The sequence below is a fragment of the Halarchaeum grantii genome (assembly GCF_014647455.2).
In the GTDB taxonomy this organism is placed as follows: domain Archaea; phylum Halobacteriota; class Halobacteria; order Halobacteriales; family Halobacteriaceae; genus Halarchaeum; species Halarchaeum grantii.
This window is the reverse complement of record NZ_BMPF01000001.1, coordinates 885,773-901,993: the sequence shown is the minus strand read 5'-3', so window position 1 is coordinate 901,993 and position 16,221 is coordinate 885,773. Positions and strand designations below refer to the sequence as shown.

16 protein-coding genes are annotated in these 16,221 nt (G+C 69.4%); 7 read left to right on the top strand and 9 right to left on the bottom strand.

Annotated elements, in window-relative coordinates; translation table 11 throughout:
• Positions 1-32: 32 nt before the first annotated feature.
• Positions 33-656 carry a DUF502 domain-containing protein gene (locus IEY12_RS04900; RefSeq protein ID WP_188879763.1) on the bottom strand — a complete coding sequence of 208 codons (624 nt, stop codon included), beginning with the start codon at positions 654-656 and terminating at the stop codon, positions 33-35.
• A 47-nt stretch (positions 657-703) separates the two neighbouring features.
• Positions 704-1,540 (bottom strand): proline dehydrogenase family protein, encoded by an 837-nt coding sequence (locus tag IEY12_RS04895; RefSeq protein ID WP_188879761.1) that lies wholly within the window; start codon positions 1,538-1,540, stop codon positions 704-706.
• 84 nt (positions 1,541-1,624) lie between these two features.
• On the opposite strand from IEY12_RS04895, the gene IEY12_RS04890 reads away from it, so the two are divergent.
• The 4 genes from IEY12_RS04890 (at position 1,625) to IEY12_RS04875 (ending at position 5,155) form a co-directional block, all read left to right on the top strand.
• Entirely contained in the window at positions 1,625-2,173 is a 549-nt protein-coding gene (locus IEY12_RS04890; RefSeq protein ID WP_188879759.1) for a CDP-2,3-bis-(O-geranylgeranyl)-sn-glycerol synthase, read from the top strand.
• Between the two features lie 94 nt (positions 2,174-2,267).
• Positions 2,268-2,795 (top strand): orotate phosphoribosyltransferase, encoded by a 528-nt coding sequence (gene pyrE / locus IEY12_RS04885; protein ID WP_123075046.1) that lies wholly within the window; start codon positions 2,268-2,270, stop codon positions 2,793-2,795.
• An 80-nt stretch (positions 2,796-2,875) separates the two neighbouring features.
• Positions 2,876-3,589 carry a phosphoribosyltransferase family protein gene (locus IEY12_RS04880; RefSeq protein ID WP_123075048.1) on the top strand — a complete coding sequence of 238 codons (714 nt, stop codon included), beginning with the start codon at positions 2,876-2,878 and terminating at the stop codon, positions 3,587-3,589.
• Positions 3,590-3,709: 120 nt separating this feature from the next.
• Positions 3,710-5,155: an NCS2 family permease gene (locus IEY12_RS04875; RefSeq protein WP_188879755.1), complete on the top strand. Its 1,446-nt coding sequence runs from the start codon at positions 3,710-3,712 to the stop codon at positions 5,153-5,155.
• Between the two features lie 134 nt (positions 5,156-5,289).
• Here the strand turns inward: IEY12_RS04875 and citZ are convergent, their stop codons facing one another.
• Positions 5,290-6,429 carry a citrate synthase gene (gene citZ, locus IEY12_RS04870; protein WP_188879752.1) on the bottom strand — a complete coding sequence of 380 codons (1,140 nt, stop codon included), beginning with the start codon at positions 6,427-6,429 and terminating at the stop codon, positions 5,290-5,292.
• 253 nt (positions 6,430-6,682) lie between these two features.
• Here citZ and IEY12_RS04865 point away from each other — a divergent pair, with 253 nt between their 5' ends.
• Positions 6,683-7,915 (top strand): potassium channel family protein, encoded by a 1,233-nt coding sequence (locus IEY12_RS04865; protein ID WP_188879750.1) that lies wholly within the window; start codon positions 6,683-6,685, stop codon positions 7,913-7,915.
• Between the two features lie 67 nt (positions 7,916-7,982).
• Here the strand turns inward: IEY12_RS04865 and prf1 are convergent, their stop codons facing one another.
• The 3 genes from prf1 to IEY12_RS04850 all read right to left on the bottom strand — a co-directional run bounded on the left by prf1 (position 7,983) and on the right by IEY12_RS04850 (position 10,862).
• Positions 7,983-9,239 (bottom strand): peptide chain release factor aRF-1, encoded by a 1,257-nt coding sequence (gene prf1 / locus IEY12_RS04860; protein ID WP_188879748.1) that lies wholly within the window; start codon positions 9,237-9,239, stop codon positions 7,983-7,985.
• A gap of 360 nt (positions 9,240-9,599) precedes the next feature.
• The gene (locus IEY12_RS04855; protein WP_188879746.1) at positions 9,600-9,845 is read right to left on the bottom strand and encodes a glutathione S-transferase N-terminal domain-containing protein; all 246 of its coding nucleotides are present in this window, start codon (positions 9,843-9,845) and stop codon (positions 9,600-9,602) included.
• A 48-nt stretch (positions 9,846-9,893) separates the two neighbouring features.
• Complete coding sequence (locus IEY12_RS04850; RefSeq protein WP_188879744.1) at positions 9,894-10,862, bottom strand: transcriptional regulator; 969 nt, start codon at positions 10,860-10,862, stop codon at positions 9,894-9,896.
• Between the two features lie 100 nt (positions 10,863-10,962).
• Between IEY12_RS04850 and IEY12_RS04845 the strand changes: the two genes are divergently transcribed.
• Entirely contained in the window at positions 10,963-12,243 is a 1,281-nt protein-coding gene (locus IEY12_RS04845; protein ID WP_188879742.1) for a tRNA(Ile)(2)-agmatinylcytidine synthase, read from the top strand.
• Positions 12,244-12,426: 183 nt separating this feature from the next.
• Positions 12,427-12,651: a DUF7511 domain-containing protein gene (locus tag IEY12_RS04840; protein WP_188880375.1), complete on the top strand. Its 225-nt coding sequence runs from the start codon at positions 12,427-12,429 to the stop codon at positions 12,649-12,651.
• A gap of 74 nt (positions 12,652-12,725) precedes the next feature.
• On the opposite strand, the gene IEY12_RS04835 is transcribed toward IEY12_RS04840, so the two are convergent.
• The 3 genes from IEY12_RS04835 to IEY12_RS04825 all read right to left on the bottom strand — a co-directional run bounded on the left by IEY12_RS04835 (position 12,726) and on the right by IEY12_RS04825 (position 16,137).
• On the bottom strand, positions 12,726-13,682 hold the full coding sequence (locus IEY12_RS04835) for a succinylglutamate desuccinylase/aspartoacylase family protein (RefSeq protein WP_188879740.1): 957 nt from the start codon (positions 13,680-13,682) through the stop codon (positions 12,726-12,728).
• Positions 13,683-13,755: 73 nt separating this feature from the next.
• Entirely contained in the window at positions 13,756-14,802 is a 1,047-nt protein-coding gene (gene idsA3, locus IEY12_RS04830) for a geranylfarnesyl diphosphate synthase (protein WP_188879736.1), read from the bottom strand.
• Entirely contained in the window at positions 14,803-16,137 is a 1,335-nt protein-coding gene (locus IEY12_RS04825; RefSeq protein WP_188879734.1) for an MBL fold metallo-hydrolase, read from the bottom strand.
• Positions 16,138-16,221 lie beyond the last annotated feature (84 nt).

Genomic DNA, 16,221 nt, shown 5'->3' with positions numbered 1-16,221 from the left:
CCTACGACCTCACGTCGCGGCCGTCACCGCCGTCACCGCGACTCCCCCTTCTCGTCCGCCGAGTCGCCGTCCGCCGAATCGATGTACCTCCCGAGGTCCTCCTCCTCGCTGCTCCCGAACCCGGCGGAGAGAACGCGCGTCAGGGCGTCCTCGGCCGACTCGCCGGTCTCGATGATGTCCTCGGAGTCGACTTCGACGACGAAGCCCGACGTGATGTTCGGCGACGTCGGGATGAAGAGCAGCTCGCGGCCGTCCGGTGCCCGCTGCCCCGTCCGAAACGCCGTCATCCGCATGCCCTCCCACGCCTCGACCTTCACGGGTTTCTGGAACTCCTCCGTGCCGCTCAGCGCCGTCTCGATCGCCATCTTCGACGCGTTGTAGATGATCCTGAGCCCCGGGAGGCTGTTCATCGCGTCGTCGAGTTGGCCTTCGAGGAACGTCCCGAGCGCCGTCCGCATCAGGTAGCCGATGGCGAAGATGACGAGCACGAAGACGAGCAGCGACAGCACCACCGCCAGATACGGGTTCTGGAGCTGCGTGGCGGCGAGCGCGAGAACGGCTATCTTCGCGAACACCCAGTAGATGAGGTAGAGCGTGACGAGTACCGGAACGACGACGATGAGGCCGCTCGCCGCGTCCCGCTTCCACGTGCTCATTGTGATAGTGGTTAGCCGGCGCGCAGATAAGGGTTACTCGAGGCGGGTCAGCGACCGAGGATCGCGCGCAGCCCGAACAGGAGGTTCTCGCGGCGCTCGGTCATCCGCCGGGAGAAGTACTGGAACCACTTCCCGCCGTAGGGGACGTACTGGTAGACGTCGTATTCGCCGGCGAGGTCGAACTGCGCGTCCTCGCGGACGCCCATGAGCATCTGGAACTCGAAGGGCGTCCCGTGCTCCGCGTGGAGCTCCCGTGCGTACTCGATCATCGCGGGGTCGTGACTGCCGACCGCGACGCCCGAATCGAACTCCCGGAAGAGGAACTCGAGGTGCTGTCGGTAGCGCTCGTTCACGTCCGCCTTGTTCCGGTAGGCGACCTCGCCGGGCTCGTCGTACGCGCCCTTCACGAGGCGGACCTTCCCCGGGACGTCGGCGAGGCGCGCGAGGTCCTCGCCCGTCCGCCGCAGGTTCGCCTGCACGCAGACGCCGACGCCGCCGTCGTACTCGCGCGCGTAGCGCTCGTAGGCGTCCAGCGTCGCGTCCGTCGTCCCGTGGTCCTCCATGTCCACCCAGACGAAGACGTCCTCGGCGGCGGCGGCCTCGACGATGCGCCCGAGGTTCTCCTCGAAGACGTCCGGGCCGACCCCGAGGCCGATCTGCGATGGCTTCACCGAGAGGCAGGCGTCGACGTTCGCGTCCGTGATGTCGGAGACGAGCGTCCGATACGTCTCCGCGTCCGCGTCCGCCGGCGCGCGCTCGTGGTAGTGTTCGCCGAGCAGGTTCAGGATGGCCGAGACGTTCCGGTCGTTCAGCGACTCGACGTGCTCGAGGGCTTCCGCGGCCGTCTCACCGGCGACGAACCGCGACGCGATGGGCGGGATCACGTCACCCGATTCCGCCGGGAGCGCCTTAACTACTGCCGCCGGCGATACCCAGTCGTTAAGCGCCCGGCACCAGTCCCGAGAGGCATGGACGCAGTCACGGCCGTCGCCGTCGCGTTCTGGACGATGCTCCCCGCCTACGTCCCGAACAACGCGGCGGTCCTCGCGGGCGGCGGCCGACCCATCGACGGCGGACGGACGTGGCGCGACGGGAAGCGGCTCCTCGGCGACGGGAAGACGTGGCGCGGCACGCTCGTCGGCACACTCGCGGGCGCCGCGCTCGCGGGCGCGCTCAACGTCGCCCGGCCCGCGCTCGCGGGCGCGACCGGCGTCGCGCTCCCGGCGTTCCCGCTCGCCGTCGCGCTCGCGCTCCCGTTCGGCGCGATGCTCGGCGACATCCTCGCCTCGTTCGTGAAGCGCCGGAGCGGCCGCGAGCGCGGCGCCGCCTTCCCCCTCCTCGACCAACTCGACTTCGTGGTGGTCGCGCTCGTGCTCGCCGCGCTCGTCGCGCCCGCGTGGTTCCGCGCCACCTTCACCCTCCCCGTCGTCCTCGCCGTCCTCGTCCTCACGCCCGTCCTCCACGTCCTCACGAACGCCGGGGCCTACCTCCTCGGGCTGAAGGAGGAGCCGTGGTAGCGCGCGCCGCCGCCCCTCGACGCGGCCTCCCGGCTCGTGCGCCCGCCAGCGCCGATCGGGTCGTTTATCGGCCTCGCCGCCGCCAGTTCGAGCAATGACGGACGACGCGCTCATCACGGCCCTGCAGGACGCCGACGCGGTGCAGTACGGCGAGTTCGAGCTGTCCCACGGCGGCACCTCCGACTACTACGTCGACAAGTACCTCTTCGAGACGGACCCGCGCTGTCTGCGCCTCATCGCGGAGGCGTTCGCCGAGCGCGTCGACGACGACGCGAAACTCGGCGGCGTCGCGCTCGGCGGCGTCCCGCTCGCGGCGGCGACGGCCATCACGGCGGACGTCCCCTACGTCATCGCGCGCAAGAAGGCCAAGGAGTACGGCACCGCCAACCGAATCGAGGGCCGCCTCAGCGAGGGCGAGGAGATCGTCGTCGTCGAGGACATCGCCACCACGGGGCAGTCCGCCGTCGACGCCGTCGAGGCGCTTCGGGACGCGGGCGCGGAAGTGAACCGCGCGCTCCTCGTCGTCGACCGCGAGGAGGGCGGCGAGGAGCTGCTCGCCGAACACGGCGTCGAGATGGAGGCGCTCGTCACCGCCACCGAACTGCTCGACGCCGACGAGTAAGGCACGATTACGCAACGCTGGCTGTTTCGCACTCGAAACCGATTCGAGGTATTCAAGTTTTTGCAACCGTGAGTGGCGGTATGAACCGCGCAGAGAAGGCCGCCCTCCAGCTACGCGCCGTCTCCGTCCTGCGGACGCTGAAGGAGACGCGGACGTACGACGAACTCGCGGCGGAGACCGGTCTGCCGGCGGGCGACCTGAACCGCTACGTGAACGGACACGTCCTCCCGAGCGCCGAGCGCGCGAGCGACGTCGTCGCCGAGGTGGGCGAGCGCGTCCTCCGCGAGGAACTCTCCGAGCGCGTCCGCCTCGACGACGAAGGCTACGTCGACAACTCCGGCGTCGTCTTCGATCAGGCGTTCCTCGACCTCGTCGCGCCCGTCGCCGCCGAGTCCTTCGACTTCGAGCGCCCGGACGTCGTCCTCACCGCCGCCACCGACGGCATCACGCTCGCCGCGTCGCTCGCCTCCTACTACGACGCGCGCTGTGCGTACGCGAAGAAGTCGAAGGAGACGGCCGTTGATGAGTTCATCGAGGCCCGCCAGCGCCTCGACTCCGGCATCGAACTCACCTACTACCTCCCCGCCTCGGCGGTGGACGCCGGCGAGACCGTGCTCGTCGTCGACGACCTCATCCGCTCGGGCGAGACCCAGGAGCTCCTCCTCGACATCGTCGACACCGCCGACGCGTCCGTCGGGGGCGTCTTCGCGCTCATCGCCGCCGGCGACGAGGGCATCGAGCGCGCGACCGACCGCACCGGCGCGCCGACGGGCGCGCTCGTCCACCTCGACTGACGCTCTTTCCCGGCACGTACGTGTATCCTCCTTCCGAATAGTAGTCAAAAATAACCACTCTTACGCAACCGAGTTGGTAAGGGTTAAGTCAGCGGCAAAAACTATCCACGTGCATACGACATGGGGCTCACGGACTCACTCGCCGACTACTTCGGCTTCGACGAACACGACACGGACCTCCGGACGGAGGTGATCGCCGGGATCACGACCTTCCTCACGATGTCGTACATCGTGGTCGTCAACCCCGCGCTCCTCTCGCAGGCCATCCAGATCGACGGCGTCAGCGCGACGCGGACGTTCCAGATGATCGCGGTGGTCACGCTCCTCAGCGCCGCCGTCGCGACGTTCGTCATGGCCGTCTACGCCAACCGGCCGTTCGGGCAGGCGCCCGGTCTCGGCCTCAACGCCTTCTTCGCCTTCACCGTCGTCCTGGGCCTCGGTATCCCGTGGCAGACCGCGCTCGCCGCCGTCGTCGTCGAGGGCGTCGTCTTCATCGTCCTCACCGCCGTCGGCGCGCGCGAGTACGTCATCAGGCTCTTCCCCGAACCCGTCAAACTCGCCGTCGGCGCCGGTATCGGGCTCTTCCTCGCCATCATCGGCCTCGAAGAGATGCGCGTCGTGGCAGGCGACCCCAGCACCTACCTCACGTTCAACCCGGCGTTCGCGAGCGACCCCATCGCCATCCTCAGCGTCGTCGGCCTCCTCGTCACGCTCGCGCTCTACGCTCGCGGCATTCGCGGGAGCGTCATCCTCGGCATCATCCTCACGAGCATCGCGGGCTACGCCGCGTCCGCGCTCGGATTCAGCGCGTACTCCCCCGAACGCGCCGCCGAACTCTACGGCGTCACGCTGAAGTCCGTCTCGCTCGCGCCCGGCGCGCCCATCACGTACGACGCCGCGAGCTACAACATCGCGCCGCTCGCCGGGAGCTTCGTCACCGGCCTCCAGAACGTCGAGGGCGTCACCTTCGCGCTCGTCGTCTTCACGTTCTTCTTCGTCGACTTCTTCGACACCGCCGGTACCCTCGTCGGCGTCGGCCAGATGGCCGGCTTCCTCGACGAGGACGGGAACTTCCCCGACATCGACAAACCGCTCATGGCGGACGCCATCGGCACCACCGTCGGTGGCATCCTCGGCACCTCCACCGTCACCACGTTCGTCGAGTCCTCCACCGGCGTCGAGGAGGGCGGCCGGACGGGGATGACCGCGCTCGTCATCGCCGGCCTCTTCCTCCTCAGCCTCGCCGTCGTCCCGCTCGCCGTCGCCGTCCCGACGTACGCGAGCCACCTCGTCCTCGTCGTCGTCGGCATCCTCATGCTCTCGAACGTCGCCGAAATCGCGTGGGACGACCTCACCTTCGCCGTTCCCGCCGCCCTCACCGTCATCGTCATGCCGTTCGCCTACTCCATCGCGTACGGTATCGCCGCCGGCATCATCTCCTACCCCGTCGTGAAGACCGCCGTCGGCGAGTACGACGACGTTCGCCTCGGCCAGTGGCTGCTCGCGCTCGCCTTCCTCTGCTACTTCTTCGTGCGCACCAGCGGCGTCATCGCGCAGACGGTCTGACCGTCCGAGCGCGCGCCGTCTCCCGCGTACTCACGCTCCGACCCGCAGACGCACCGCTGGTAGCACCGACGGCGATACCGACGCGCCGCTCGCCGTGTAGAACGCGAAAAACGTGCCGCCGCGCCGCCACCCGCTTACCGCTCGTCGATGGGTGTGAACGTCTGGTCCGTGGGACCGACGTAACGCGCACGCGGGCGGATGAGGCGGTTGTCCTCGTACTGCTCGAGGACGTGTGCGATCCAGCCGCCGACGCGACTCATCGCGAAGATGGGCGTGTAGATGTCGATGGGGATGCCCATCTGGTAGTAGGTCGTCGCGGAGTAGAAGTCGACGTTCGGCGCGAGACCCTTCTCCTCGGCCATGTACTCCTCGATGGCGACGCTCATCTCGTACCACTTCGTGTCGCCGGCGGCCTCGCCGAGCTCTTCCGACTGCTCGCTGAGGATCTTCGCGCGCGGGTCCTTGACGTTGTAGACGCGGTGGCCGAAGCCGGCGACGCGCTTGCCGTTGTCGAGGGCGTCCGTCACCCACTGAACGGGGTCCTTCGCGGACTCGTCGACCTCCTTCAGCATCTCCATGACGTTCTGGTTCGCGCCGCCGTGGAGGCTGCCGCCGAGCGTTCCGACCGCGGACGTGACCGCCGAGTGGAGGTCCGCGAGCGTCGAGGACGTCACCATCGCGGAGAACGTCGAGGCGTTCAGACCGTGGTCGGCGTGCAGGACGAGCGCCTGATCGAAGACGTCCTCCATCACGTCGTCGGGCTCCTCGCCGTTCAGCATGTAGAGGAAGTTCGCGGCGTGGCTGAGGTCCTCGCGGGGCGCGACGGGCTCGGCGCCGTCGCGGATGCGCGTGAACGCCGCGATGACCGTCGGGATCTTCGCGGTGATGCGCTTGCCCTTCGCGAGGTTCGCCTCGCGGTCCGTGGGGTCCTCGCCGTCGGCGGCGTCGTCGAACGCGGAGAGCTCCGAGACCGCCGTGCGCAGGGCGGCCATCGGAACTTCGTCGGCTTCCGCGAGGTCCCGAACGGTCTCGAGGACGGCGTCGTCGACGGCGCGCTCTTCGGCCATCGCGGACGCGAACGTCTCGAGTTCGCTCTCGGTCGGGAGTTCGCCGTGCCAGAGGAGGTAGAGGACCTCTTCGTACGACGCCTCACGCGCGAGGTCCTCGATGGTGTACCCACGATAGACGAGGCGGCCCTCGTCGCCGTCGATGTAGCTGAGATCGGACTCAGCCACGAGCACACCCTCGAGCCCCTTCTTGAGTTCGTCGGACATACCCGACGGTTTTTCACGGTGTTGCAAAAGGGTTGCCTATTATCCATGCTCGACCGGTGACCGGGCGTACGATTTCACCGGATAGTACCGCCGTCGTCGCGGAAATACCGGCCGAACGTGCGCGAATCACAACGATGGTACCGCCGCGTTCCGGATGGATGAACGACTTGCCGGCGAGTTCGTCGCCGAACCGCGCGGTCGCGAGGCCGATTCACCCACGGGTGTTTTTATCGCTCGCCGCCGTCTCCCCACCATGCCCGGCCGCGTCGAGTACGAACCCGCGAGCGTCAAGGACCTCCTCGCGGAGATGAAGGACACCGCCGAACTCCTCATCGACCTCTCCTACTCGGCGGTCCTCCACGGGAGTCCGGCCATCGCCGAGGAAGTCCTCGAACTCGAAGAGCGCATGGACGTCCTCCAGTTGCGCGCCCGGATGAGCCTCCTGCTCGCCGCGCGCAACCCCGAGGACGCCGAAGCGCTCGCACCCGTCCTCGGCATCATCGGCGCCGCCGAGAAGGTCTCCGACGCGAGCGGCGACATCGCCAAAGTCGTCCTCGAGGAGGCCGGCCTCCCGGACGCCATCCGCGACGCGCTCCCCGAGGCCGTCGAGCGCCTCGTGCGCGCCGAACTCGCCGCGAGTTCCGCCTACGCCGGCCGCACGCTCGCCGACGTCAACCTCGAGACCGAGACCGGCGTGCGCGTCATCGCCGTCCGGCGCGGCGGCGACTGGAACCCGAACCCCGGCCCGACGACGGCGCTCGAAGCCGGCGACGTCCTCCTCCTCCGCGGCCCCGAGGAGTCCATCGGCGACGTCTACGAGCGCGCGACCGGCGCGACGTACGACCCCCCCGAGCCCGCCGACCCCGACATCGCCGACCTCGAACGCGCCGTCGACTCGCTCGTCCTCATGAAGAACATGAGCGAACTCGCCGTCGACCTCGCCTACGGGAGCGTCCTCTTCGACAGCGACGACATCGCCGAGGAGGTCGTCGAACTCGAAGCCGAAGTCGACGCCCTCGAGGCGCGCTTCGAGGCGTGGACGCTCCGGGCCGCCGCCGACGTCGCCGACCCCGTCTCCCTGCGCGGCCTCGTCCAGATCGCGAACGCCACCGAAGTCATCAGCGACGCCGCCCTCGAGATCTCCGAGGGCGTCCTCCGGGGGTTGGACACGCACGTCGTCGTCCAAGAAGCCGTCGAGGAGTCCGACGAGGTCATCGTCCGCGTCGCCGTCGCCCCCGACTCCGACCTCGACGGGACGACGCTCGGGGACGCCGCCGTGAAGACGGCGACTGGGATGCGCGTCATCGCCGTTCGCCGCCCCGAGGCCGACGCCGACGCCGCGAGCGGCCTCCGCGCCGACACCGAGGACGCGTGGGTCATCCAGCCCGGTCCCGCCACCGCCCTCCGCGCTGGCGACGTGCTGCTCGCGAAGGGGACGCGCGCCGGCGCCGAGCGCTTGCGCGCGCTCGCGGGCGCAGAAGACTAGAGACCGCTCAGAAACCGCGTCGGTCGCGCTCGTGTGCGAGCGTGCCGGGCGAGCGAGACGAGCGTCCTCAGACGCCCGTGGAGTAGCGAAGCAGGCCGCCGATTCCGCCGAACGCGTTCAGGAGCTGTTCGCCCTTTTCGAAGTCCGTGCTGATGAACGTCGTCTCCGTCCCGCGCTGGTCGGCGATGTTCATCAGGTGGTCGATGGCGTCCTCGCGCTCGCCCTCCTCGACCGTCTCCCCGCACTCCTCGCACTCGTGGGCGGGGAGTTCGTCCGTGCGGCGGTCGATGAGCTCGCGTTCCTCGTGGCCGTTCGGGCACTCGTAGGTGACGACGTCCTGTCGGAGGTCCTCGCTGAGGAGGAGCGTCTCGACGGAGCCCATCACGAGGTTGCGACGCGTCGCCTCGAAGCCGTACGTGGCGAGGTCGCCGTTGTGGAGCTCCTTGAAGAACGACTCCATCGCGTTCTTGTCCTCCATGAGCGCCGCCTCCGCGAGCGCGGCCGAGCCCGCGTCGACGAGGTCGTAGAGGCCGGATTCGTCCGTGTAGGAGACGTCGAACTTCCCGAGGACCTTGTCCTGGAGCTCGTGGTGGAGGTAGTCGCCGTCGAGGAACTCGTCCTTCGTCGGTGAGGGGCCGCCCACGAGGATGCCGTCGAGCTCGTGGCGTCGGTCGACGAAGAGGTCGTTCGCCATTCCCGCGACCTCCTGGTAGAAGTTGTCGATGGCTTCGAGGCGCAGGCGCGCGAAACGCTGGGCGGACTGGCCACCTTTGCGCTGCTTGCCCGGCACGAGCGACGACGCGGACTTCACGGGCTCGACGCGCTTGCCCTTCAGCCACCCGACGTTCGCCTCGCGCCGGTCGAGGACGACGAGCCCGTAGAGGCCCTTGTCCGCGAACATGTTCTCGAGGGGCTCCGTGAGGAACGCGCTGTCGCAGTGATAGCGGAAGGACTGGATGGGCTCGGGCGGGGACTCGAGCACTTCGGTCACCATGTCCGACTGCCCGCCGCCGACGTCGATGGAGCCCGAGAAGAGCACCATCCCGTTCTCCGGCGGGAACGTGTCGTAGTAGCGCAGGCGGTCCTTGATCGAGGTCAGCGCGTCCTGGACCGCCGTTCGGGTCTGCTTCGACTTGATGTTCGACGCCTCCGAGTGCTCCTGCGTGACGTGTGCGACCACGTCCGAGACCTGCTTGTCCTCGGGGACGTAGATGGAGACGAGTTGCGTCCCGCTCCCGGAGTAGTCCTGGAGCTGCTCGATGACCTTCCGGAACTCGTACTTCCGGCGGTCCTCGGACGCCTCTTCGCCCTGCTGCTCGCTCATTACGGAGTACTAGGGGCGTGTATCGGTAAGTACCCTGCGACCTTTTGCTCTGCGCTCGCTTCGCTCGCTCGGCAAAAGCTCGACCATCGTAGGAAGCGAAGCTTCCTACTGTTCAGCCGGAAACTCCGTTTCCGGCCACATCGGAGGACGCGTCGCGTCCTCCTATGCAGCGAGACGCGAAGCGTCTCGCACGCAAAAGCACTCCTCGCTCCCGTTGGTCGCTCGTCGGCCCGCGAGCCGTCGGCTCGCGGTGAACCGGCGACCTTCCGGGTCCTATCGGACCGCTCGTTCACGTGAGTCGCGCGCTTCACTCGCGCCGGAGGCGCGAGACTGAGGAGGGTGTCGCACCCGACGAAAGCTTCAGGCGTACTGCTGGTCGAGGTACTCCACGATGTCGTCGCTCTCCGGCATCCCCTCGACGCCGTTGGCGGGATCGACGAGGACGGGGACGCCGGTCTGGCCGCTGACGGCCTCGACCTCGTCGCGCTCGGCGTGCGAGCGCGGGACTTCGTGCGTGCGGTAGTCGAGGCCGAGGTCGTCGAGTTTCGACGTGACTTTCGCGCAGTACGGACAGCCCGGAAGGACGTAGAGTTCGAGGTCGCTCACGTCGACGCGTACGCGGTCGAGCGGGAAGAAGGATGCGGAGCGGGCGGCTTACGCTTCCGTCTCGGCGTCGTCGCCGCGTTCTTTGAGGAGGTCGCGGAACTCGGCGGGGTCGTCGATGCGTTCGAGTTCCGAGCGCTCGATGATGGCGGTGCCGCCGATGGACTCCTGTTTGGCTTCGTCGACGAAGTAGACCGCCCGGGTACGGGTGACGCGCCCGACGCTCGCCATGATGCGCGCGCGCTTGACGGCGGCGTCGGTGAGCGTCGAGTGACCGGTGAGGAGCCCCGAGGGGCGCTCGGTGTCCTCGCCGACGGCCTTGAACGGCGCGCGAACGGTCGGGTGGACGTCGAAGCCGGCGCGCGTGAGGACGGCGACGATGGGTTCGTCCTCCGGGTCGGCCTCGGGGTCGTCCGGGGTGGGGTCGGCGTCGCGGACCTCGTCGGCGCCGTCGAGGACGTCGACGGGGCTGGTGAGGGCGTCGCCGAAGACGTCCTCGAGTTTGACGGCGACGTCGATGCTGGCGTTCATGCCGTCCTCGTACTTCGAGACGGTGCGTCGGGAGACGCCGAGTTCGGTGGCGAGGCGACCGAGGCTCCAGCCGCGCTCCTCGCGCTCGTCCGCGAGGATGTCGCCGTCGATGTTGACGTAGAGGCCGCCGGGGGCGGCGTAGACGAGCGGGGGGACGCCCTCGACGAAGAGGTCCATCGCGGTGTCGGGGCTGATGACGGGGACGCCGTGGCGGAAGTAGACGACGCCGGGTTCGAGTTCCTGGTCGCGCGTGCGCAACCCCACGACGATGGGCGTGCCGTGGAGGTAGTGACCGAGGCGTCGCATCTCGGCGCCCGTCGGGGCGTCGAAGGCGTCGACGTTCCCGAGGACCTTCAGGAAGAGGAGGTCCTCGCCGCGCCGAGCGGCGACGTCGAAGCTCTTCGGCCGGATGACGCAGCGGTCGCTCACCGTGAACCCCGCGTCCGCTAACATCGCGGTGACGTTCTCGATGAGTGCCGACCGGGACATAGAGAACTCTAAGCCGGTATGCACATATATGTATTTTGCCGCGGGCGAGCGCGATGCGGGCGTCGAAAGCCGTAGGTAGACGCGGCGACTACCGTGGGCCGTGACGACGGTCGGTCTCGACGACACGGACTCGCGGACGCTCGGGATGTGCACGACGTACGTGGCGGCGCGGGTCGCGCGCATGCTCGAGGAGCGCGGCCACGGCGTCGCACGCGTCCTCCTCGTCCGCCTGAACCCCGCCGTCGAGCACAAGACGCGCGGGAACGCGGCGCTCGCGATTCACACGGACGCCCCGGCGGATGCGGCGTTCGCCGTCGCGCGCGACGCCATCGAGGCGGCCGCGGCGGTGGCCGACGACCGGACGAACCCCGGGCTCGTGGTCGCGCCCGGCCGACCGGACGACCCGGACGCCGTCCCGGACGCAGTCGCCGCGTTCGCGCGCGACGCGGTGCGCGACCACCACGACGTCGCGGACGCGACGGCGCTCGTCGAGACGGCGGGCTACCGCTCGGCCGGGTGGAAGAACGGCCGTGGGCGCATCGGCGCGCTCGCCGCCGTGGGCGCGTGGCGCGCGTTCGAGGACTGGACGTACGAGTACATCTCCTACCGCGAGGAGCCGCGCTGGGGGACGGCGCGCGACGTCGACCACGACTCGGTGTTCGCCGCGGCGGACGACGCCTACCCGGACGCGTGGGACACGGTCGACCGGGGGGAGGGCGAGGCGGTCTGCGTCCCGCACACGCCCGGCCCCATCCTCCACGGGATCCGCGGCGACGACCCCGAGGCCTGTCGCGGGCTCGCGGCCGCCGTTGAGGCCGAACCGACCGACTTCGCCCGGTTGTTCGTGACGAATCAGGGGACCGACGCCCACCTCCGCGACGCCGACGCGCTCGACGCGCTCACGGACGGCCGGGCGTACCGCGTCGACGGGACGGTCGCGACGGCCCCCGAGACGCGACGCGGCGGCCACGTCTTCTTCGCGGTCGCGGACGACACCGGCGAGATACCGTGCGCGGCGTTCGAGCCGACGAAGCGCTTCCGCGAGCGCGTGCGCGACCTCCGCGAGGGGGACGCCCTCACCGTCTGCGGGGAGGTGAGCGATGGGACGCTGAAGCTCGAGAAGTTCGCGCTCCGCGAGCGCGTGACGACGGCACCCGCGACGCCGGTCTGTCCGTCCTGCGAGCGGACGATGGAGTCCGCTGGCGCGGGCCAGGGCTACCGGTGCCGGGACTGCTCGACGAGCGCGCCCGGAAAGGTCGCGGAGCCGATCGCACGCGACCTCGACGTCGGCTGGTACGAGGTGCCGCCGTGCGCGCGCCGGCACGTCGCGCGCCCGCTCGTTCGCGGGTCGTGGGACGCCCCGATTCATCCCGAGCGCTGACTCTCCCACCGCTCGGACGCATCACCGCATTTAGCTCTGATGGCCGCTCACGCGCCCGTATTTGAACGCTTTCGGTTTTATTTTCGAACTCGATAGACGGCTATATATGTATCGGACGAGTCGGTCGAAACGACCGATGCGAACCAACACTGTCGCGCCATCGGTGACGCGAGAGGTGGGCGAATGACTCGCGGGTCCGTCGCGAGCGCCGTCCCCACCGGCGGGGACCTGCGTCCCACGACCGAGACGGAGACCTGGCCGGAGTTCGACCTCACCTGTCGCGTCGAGGAGTACGCGGACGGTGCGGAGTGCACCGTCTTCCCCGCCGATGCGGACGACGACGAACTCGTCACCACGTGGCTCACCGCCGCCGACGACGCGTTCGTCGACCTCGAATCGGTCCGGTAACACCCGCCTGCGCGGGTTTCTCGCCGTCCGAGAGGGGGTCGCCGGTGTGGCCGCCGTCGCGCCGACGCGCGCGTCTAGTACTGGTCGATGGTCGTGCCGACCGAGCAGACGTACTCGCCGGACGCGACCTGCGGGAGGCGCCGCGAGCGCCAGAAGACGCCGTCGTTGTCCGCCGACACCTCGGCTTTCACCTGCCCGAAGACGTCCGTCACGCGAAAGAGCGTGTCGCCGCGCGCGACTTCCTCGCCGAGGTCGACCCGGTAGTCGACGACGCCGCCCGAGGGCGCGCCGTAGCGGTCGAAGGCGTGCGCGCGCGTCTGCGGGCGCGCCTCCGTCTCGCCGTCGAGGAAACCGTAGTGCGTGAGGACGTTGAAGACGCCCCGGACGCCGTACTCGATGGACTCCTCGTCCCACCCGACCGCGCCGCCGAGCTCCGGGTCGATGGTCGGGACGCCCTCGTCGGGCGCGGCGCGCGCGAGCTGGCCCTCCGGGCCCTTCTGGTCGAGGATGTAGCCGCAGTCGAAGACCTTCGCGAGCTCGAGGCACTTCCGGTGGAGGCGGTGGTGGCGCCCGCAGCGCACCCGCACCTCGTTTATCATCCGACTCGTCGAGCCCTGATGGAGGTCGAGGACGTAGTCCGCGCGCGTCGCCGCCTCGAACGTCGCGTGCGCGATGCGCTCCGAGGACGACCCGCGCGCGTCACCCGGGTACGCGCGGTTCAGCTTCGTGTCGTCGATGGGGTTGCGGTGCTCGGCCACCTGGAACCCGAAGTAGTTCGCGATGCCGACGACGAGGACCGTCCCCGACAGCTCGGCGGGGTCGAGCTGCGGGACGACTCGCGCGACGACGCCGACGCCGTTCAGCTCGTCGCCGTCGCTCGCCGCCTGAATATAGAGGGTCTCGCCGTCGTCGACGCCGTTGATGACGGCGACCGGAAGCCCGACTGTCGTGCCGTCACGCGTCTCGCCGACCGTCAGCCGGCCCGTGTCCATCTCGCCCGGGGCCGCGCTCGCCGTACCGAGGCTCGTCATTATCTAATCGCCCTCGCCCGTGCGTATTGAGTGTCCCGGAACGGCCCCCGAACCGCCCTCGTGCGCGCGTCGCTCAGTAGCCGCGCTCGATGAGGTAGTGGGCGATCTCCTCGAGCAGGTAGCGCGCCTCGTTGTCCGGGAGGACTTCGAGTTCGGCCTTCCCCTCCGCGACGAGCTCCTCGGCGAGGTCGCGGGCGTAGTCGATGCTCCCGGCCTCCTCGAGCGTCGCGACGGCGGCGTCGATCTCGTCGTCGGTGACGTTCTCGGGGTCAGTCGCGTCCACGAGCGAGTCCACGTCGACGCCGTTATCGCGGGCGTGGACGGTGATGACGGTCTGCTTGCCCTCGACGAGGTCGCTCCCGCGTTGCTTGCCGAGCTGCTCGGAGGGGACGGTCAGGTCGAGGACGTCGTCCTGTATCTGGAAGGCCCGCCCGACGTTGACGCCGTACTGGTAGAGGGCGTCGACGACGTCGTCGTCCGCGCCCATGACGATGGCGGGCACGCTCGCGGCGGCGCCGTAGAGGACCGCGGTCTTGCGCTCGACCATGTCGAGGTACGCGTCGACGTCGACGTCCGCCCGCGTCTCGAAGTCCACGTCGAGCGCTTGGCCCTCGCAGATGCGCGTGCAGGTCTGCGCGAGGAGTTCGATGGCGTCGAGGCTCGACTCCGGCGCGGCGTCCGTGCGGAGCATGATCTCGAACGCCTTGGAGTAGAGGGTGTCCCCGGCGAGGATGGCGGTCTCGGTGTCGTACTCGCGGTGGACGGCGGGCACGCCGCGACGGAGGTCGTCGTCGTCCATGATGTCGTCGTGGATGAGGGTGAACGACTGGATGACCTCGATGGAGACGGCGGCCGCCATCACGTCGACGACCCCGTGGTCGAGCGCGGGGAACGCCTGATAGTCCTCGCTGCGCGGCTCGACGTCCGCGAGCGCCTCGGCGACGAGGAGCGAGACCGTGGGTCGGAGGCGCTTCCCGCCGGCCTCGAGGAGGTAGCGGGAGGCCTCGTAGAGTCGCTCGGGTTCGTCCATCGGGAGCTCCTCGTCGATGGCGTCGTTGACGAGTTCGCGTCGGTCCTCGATGGCGGACAGTACCGTGTCTTCGCGCGTGTTCTGGCTCATTTATTCTGCGAGTTCGATGATGGTTCCGTTCCGGGGGACGCGGACGTCCTCACCGGGCGTGTAACCCCGCGAGTCGGCGAGGGCGACGTACGATGCGATACCACGGAGGGACTGGTGGGCGGGAATCAGGGTGGCCGGCTGGAGGCGCTCGAGCATCTCGTAGTGGCCCTCCCTGCTGAGGTGGCCGGAGACGTGGACGTCGTCGTGGACGCGCACGCCCTGCTGGCGGAGGAGGGTTTCGAGGCGGTGGCGCTGGCCCTCGTTCGTGGGCTCGGGAATGGTGCGCGCACAGAAGACGACGGCGTCGCCCGCCTCGAACGCGAACGGCGTCTCGCCGCGCGCCAGCCGCGAGAGCACCGCGTTCGGCTCGCCCTGGTGGCCGGTGACGACGAGACAGAAGTTCTCGCGGCCCTCGTTCGCCACGCGACGGAGTGCGCGCTCGATGCCCGCTCGGTTGCCGTGCGCCGCGACGTCCGCCGGAATCGGGTAGTCGAAGTGGCGTGCGGTCGTCGCGTACGTCCGCATCGAGCGCCCGAGCAGGATGGGTTCGCGACCCATCGCCGTCGCGAACTCGACGATGCTGGCGACGCGGGAGACGTGGCTCGCGAACGTCGTCGCGACGAGCGCACCGTCGCTCCCCGCGAGACTGTCGAAGACGTCGCGGAGGCGCGCGCGTGCGACCGCCTCGCTCGGCGTCCGGCCCGTCCGCTCGGCGTTCGTGCAGTCCTCGACGTACGCGAGCACGCCCTCGCGGCCGATCTCGGAGAAGCGCTCGACGTCGACGGGGTCCGTGACGACCGGCGTGTGGTCGAGGCGCTTATCGAGGCCGTAGACCACGGCGCCCTCCGGCGTGTGGAGGACGGGGTTCACCGCGCCGACCGTCGAGTGCGTCACGTGGACGAACTCGAGTTCGCAGCGCGCGCCGACCGGCATCGTCTCCCCGGCCTCCATCGACACGAGCGCGTTCCCCGTCTCGAAGCGCTCCTCGCCCGCGAGCTGGTCCTTCACGAGCTCGAGCGTGAACGGCGTCGCGACGATCGGGGCGTCGTAGCGGTGTGCGAGTTTCCCGACCGCGCCGACGTGATCGAGGTGGCCGTGCGAGAAGACGATTGCCCGCACCGTCCCGTCGAGCTCGCCGACGATGCGGTCGTCCGGGACGGCGCCCATGTCGGCGAGCTCACGGCTGTGCAGGCGTTCGAACGCCGCGTCGCGGAGGAGGACCTCCGAGAGGTTCACCCCCATATCGAAGAGGACGACGTCGTCGCCCGCGCGGACGGCCGTCATGTTCCGGCCGACCTCCTCGTACCCCCCGACCGTCGCGATTTCTACCTCCATCGTATCACTCAGCGGCGCACCGGGGTCTCGGTCGCGGACGCCGAACCGGACGCACGCGGCCGTCGAGCGCTCGACCCGCCGGAC

Excerpts from the sequence above, each read along its gene's own strand:
- IEY12_RS04865 (WP_188879750.1), top strand. The coding sequence starts at position 6,683 with ATGCCCGGCCGCGTCGAGTACGAACCCGCGAGCGTCAAGGACCTCCTC.
- citZ (WP_188879752.1), bottom strand. The coding sequence starts at position 6,429 with ATGTCCGACGAACTCAAGAAGGGGCTCGAGGGTGTGCTCGTGGCTGAG.
- prf1 (WP_188879748.1), bottom strand. The coding sequence starts at position 9,239 with ATGAGCGAGCAGCAGGGCGAAGAGGCGTCCGAGGACCGCCGGAAGTAC.
- IEY12_RS04835 (WP_188879740.1), bottom strand. The coding sequence starts at position 13,682 with ATGACGAGCCTCGGTACGGCGAGCGCGGCCCCGGGCGAGATGGACACG.
- IEY12_RS04840 (WP_188880375.1), top strand. The coding sequence starts at position 12,427 with ATGACTCGCGGGTCCGTCGCGAGCGCCGTCCCCACCGGCGGGGACCTG.
- IEY12_RS04880 (WP_123075048.1), top strand. The coding sequence starts at position 2,876 with ATGAACCGCGCAGAGAAGGCCGCCCTCCAGCTACGCGCCGTCTCCGTC.
- IEY12_RS04875 (WP_188879755.1), top strand. The coding sequence starts at position 3,710 with ATGGGGCTCACGGACTCACTCGCCGACTACTTCGGCTTCGACGAACAC.
- IEY12_RS04825 (WP_188879734.1), bottom strand. The coding sequence starts at position 16,137 with ATGGAGGTAGAAATCGCGACGGTCGGGGGGTACGAGGAGGTCGGCCGG.
- pyrE (WP_123075046.1), top strand. The coding sequence starts at position 2,268 with ATGACGGACGACGCGCTCATCACGGCCCTGCAGGACGCCGACGCGGTG.
- IEY12_RS04850 (WP_188879744.1), bottom strand. The coding sequence starts at position 10,862 with ATGTCCCGGTCGGCACTCATCGAGAACGTCACCGCGATGTTAGCGGAC.
- IEY12_RS04900 (WP_188879763.1), bottom strand. The coding sequence starts at position 656 with ATGAGCACGTGGAAGCGGGACGCGGCGAGCGGCCTCATCGTCGTCGTT.
- idsA3 (WP_188879736.1), bottom strand. The coding sequence starts at position 14,802 with ATGAGCCAGAACACGCGCGAAGACACGGTACTGTCCGCCATCGAGGAC.
- IEY12_RS04890 (WP_188879759.1), top strand. The coding sequence starts at position 1,625 with ATGGACGCAGTCACGGCCGTCGCCGTCGCGTTCTGGACGATGCTCCCC.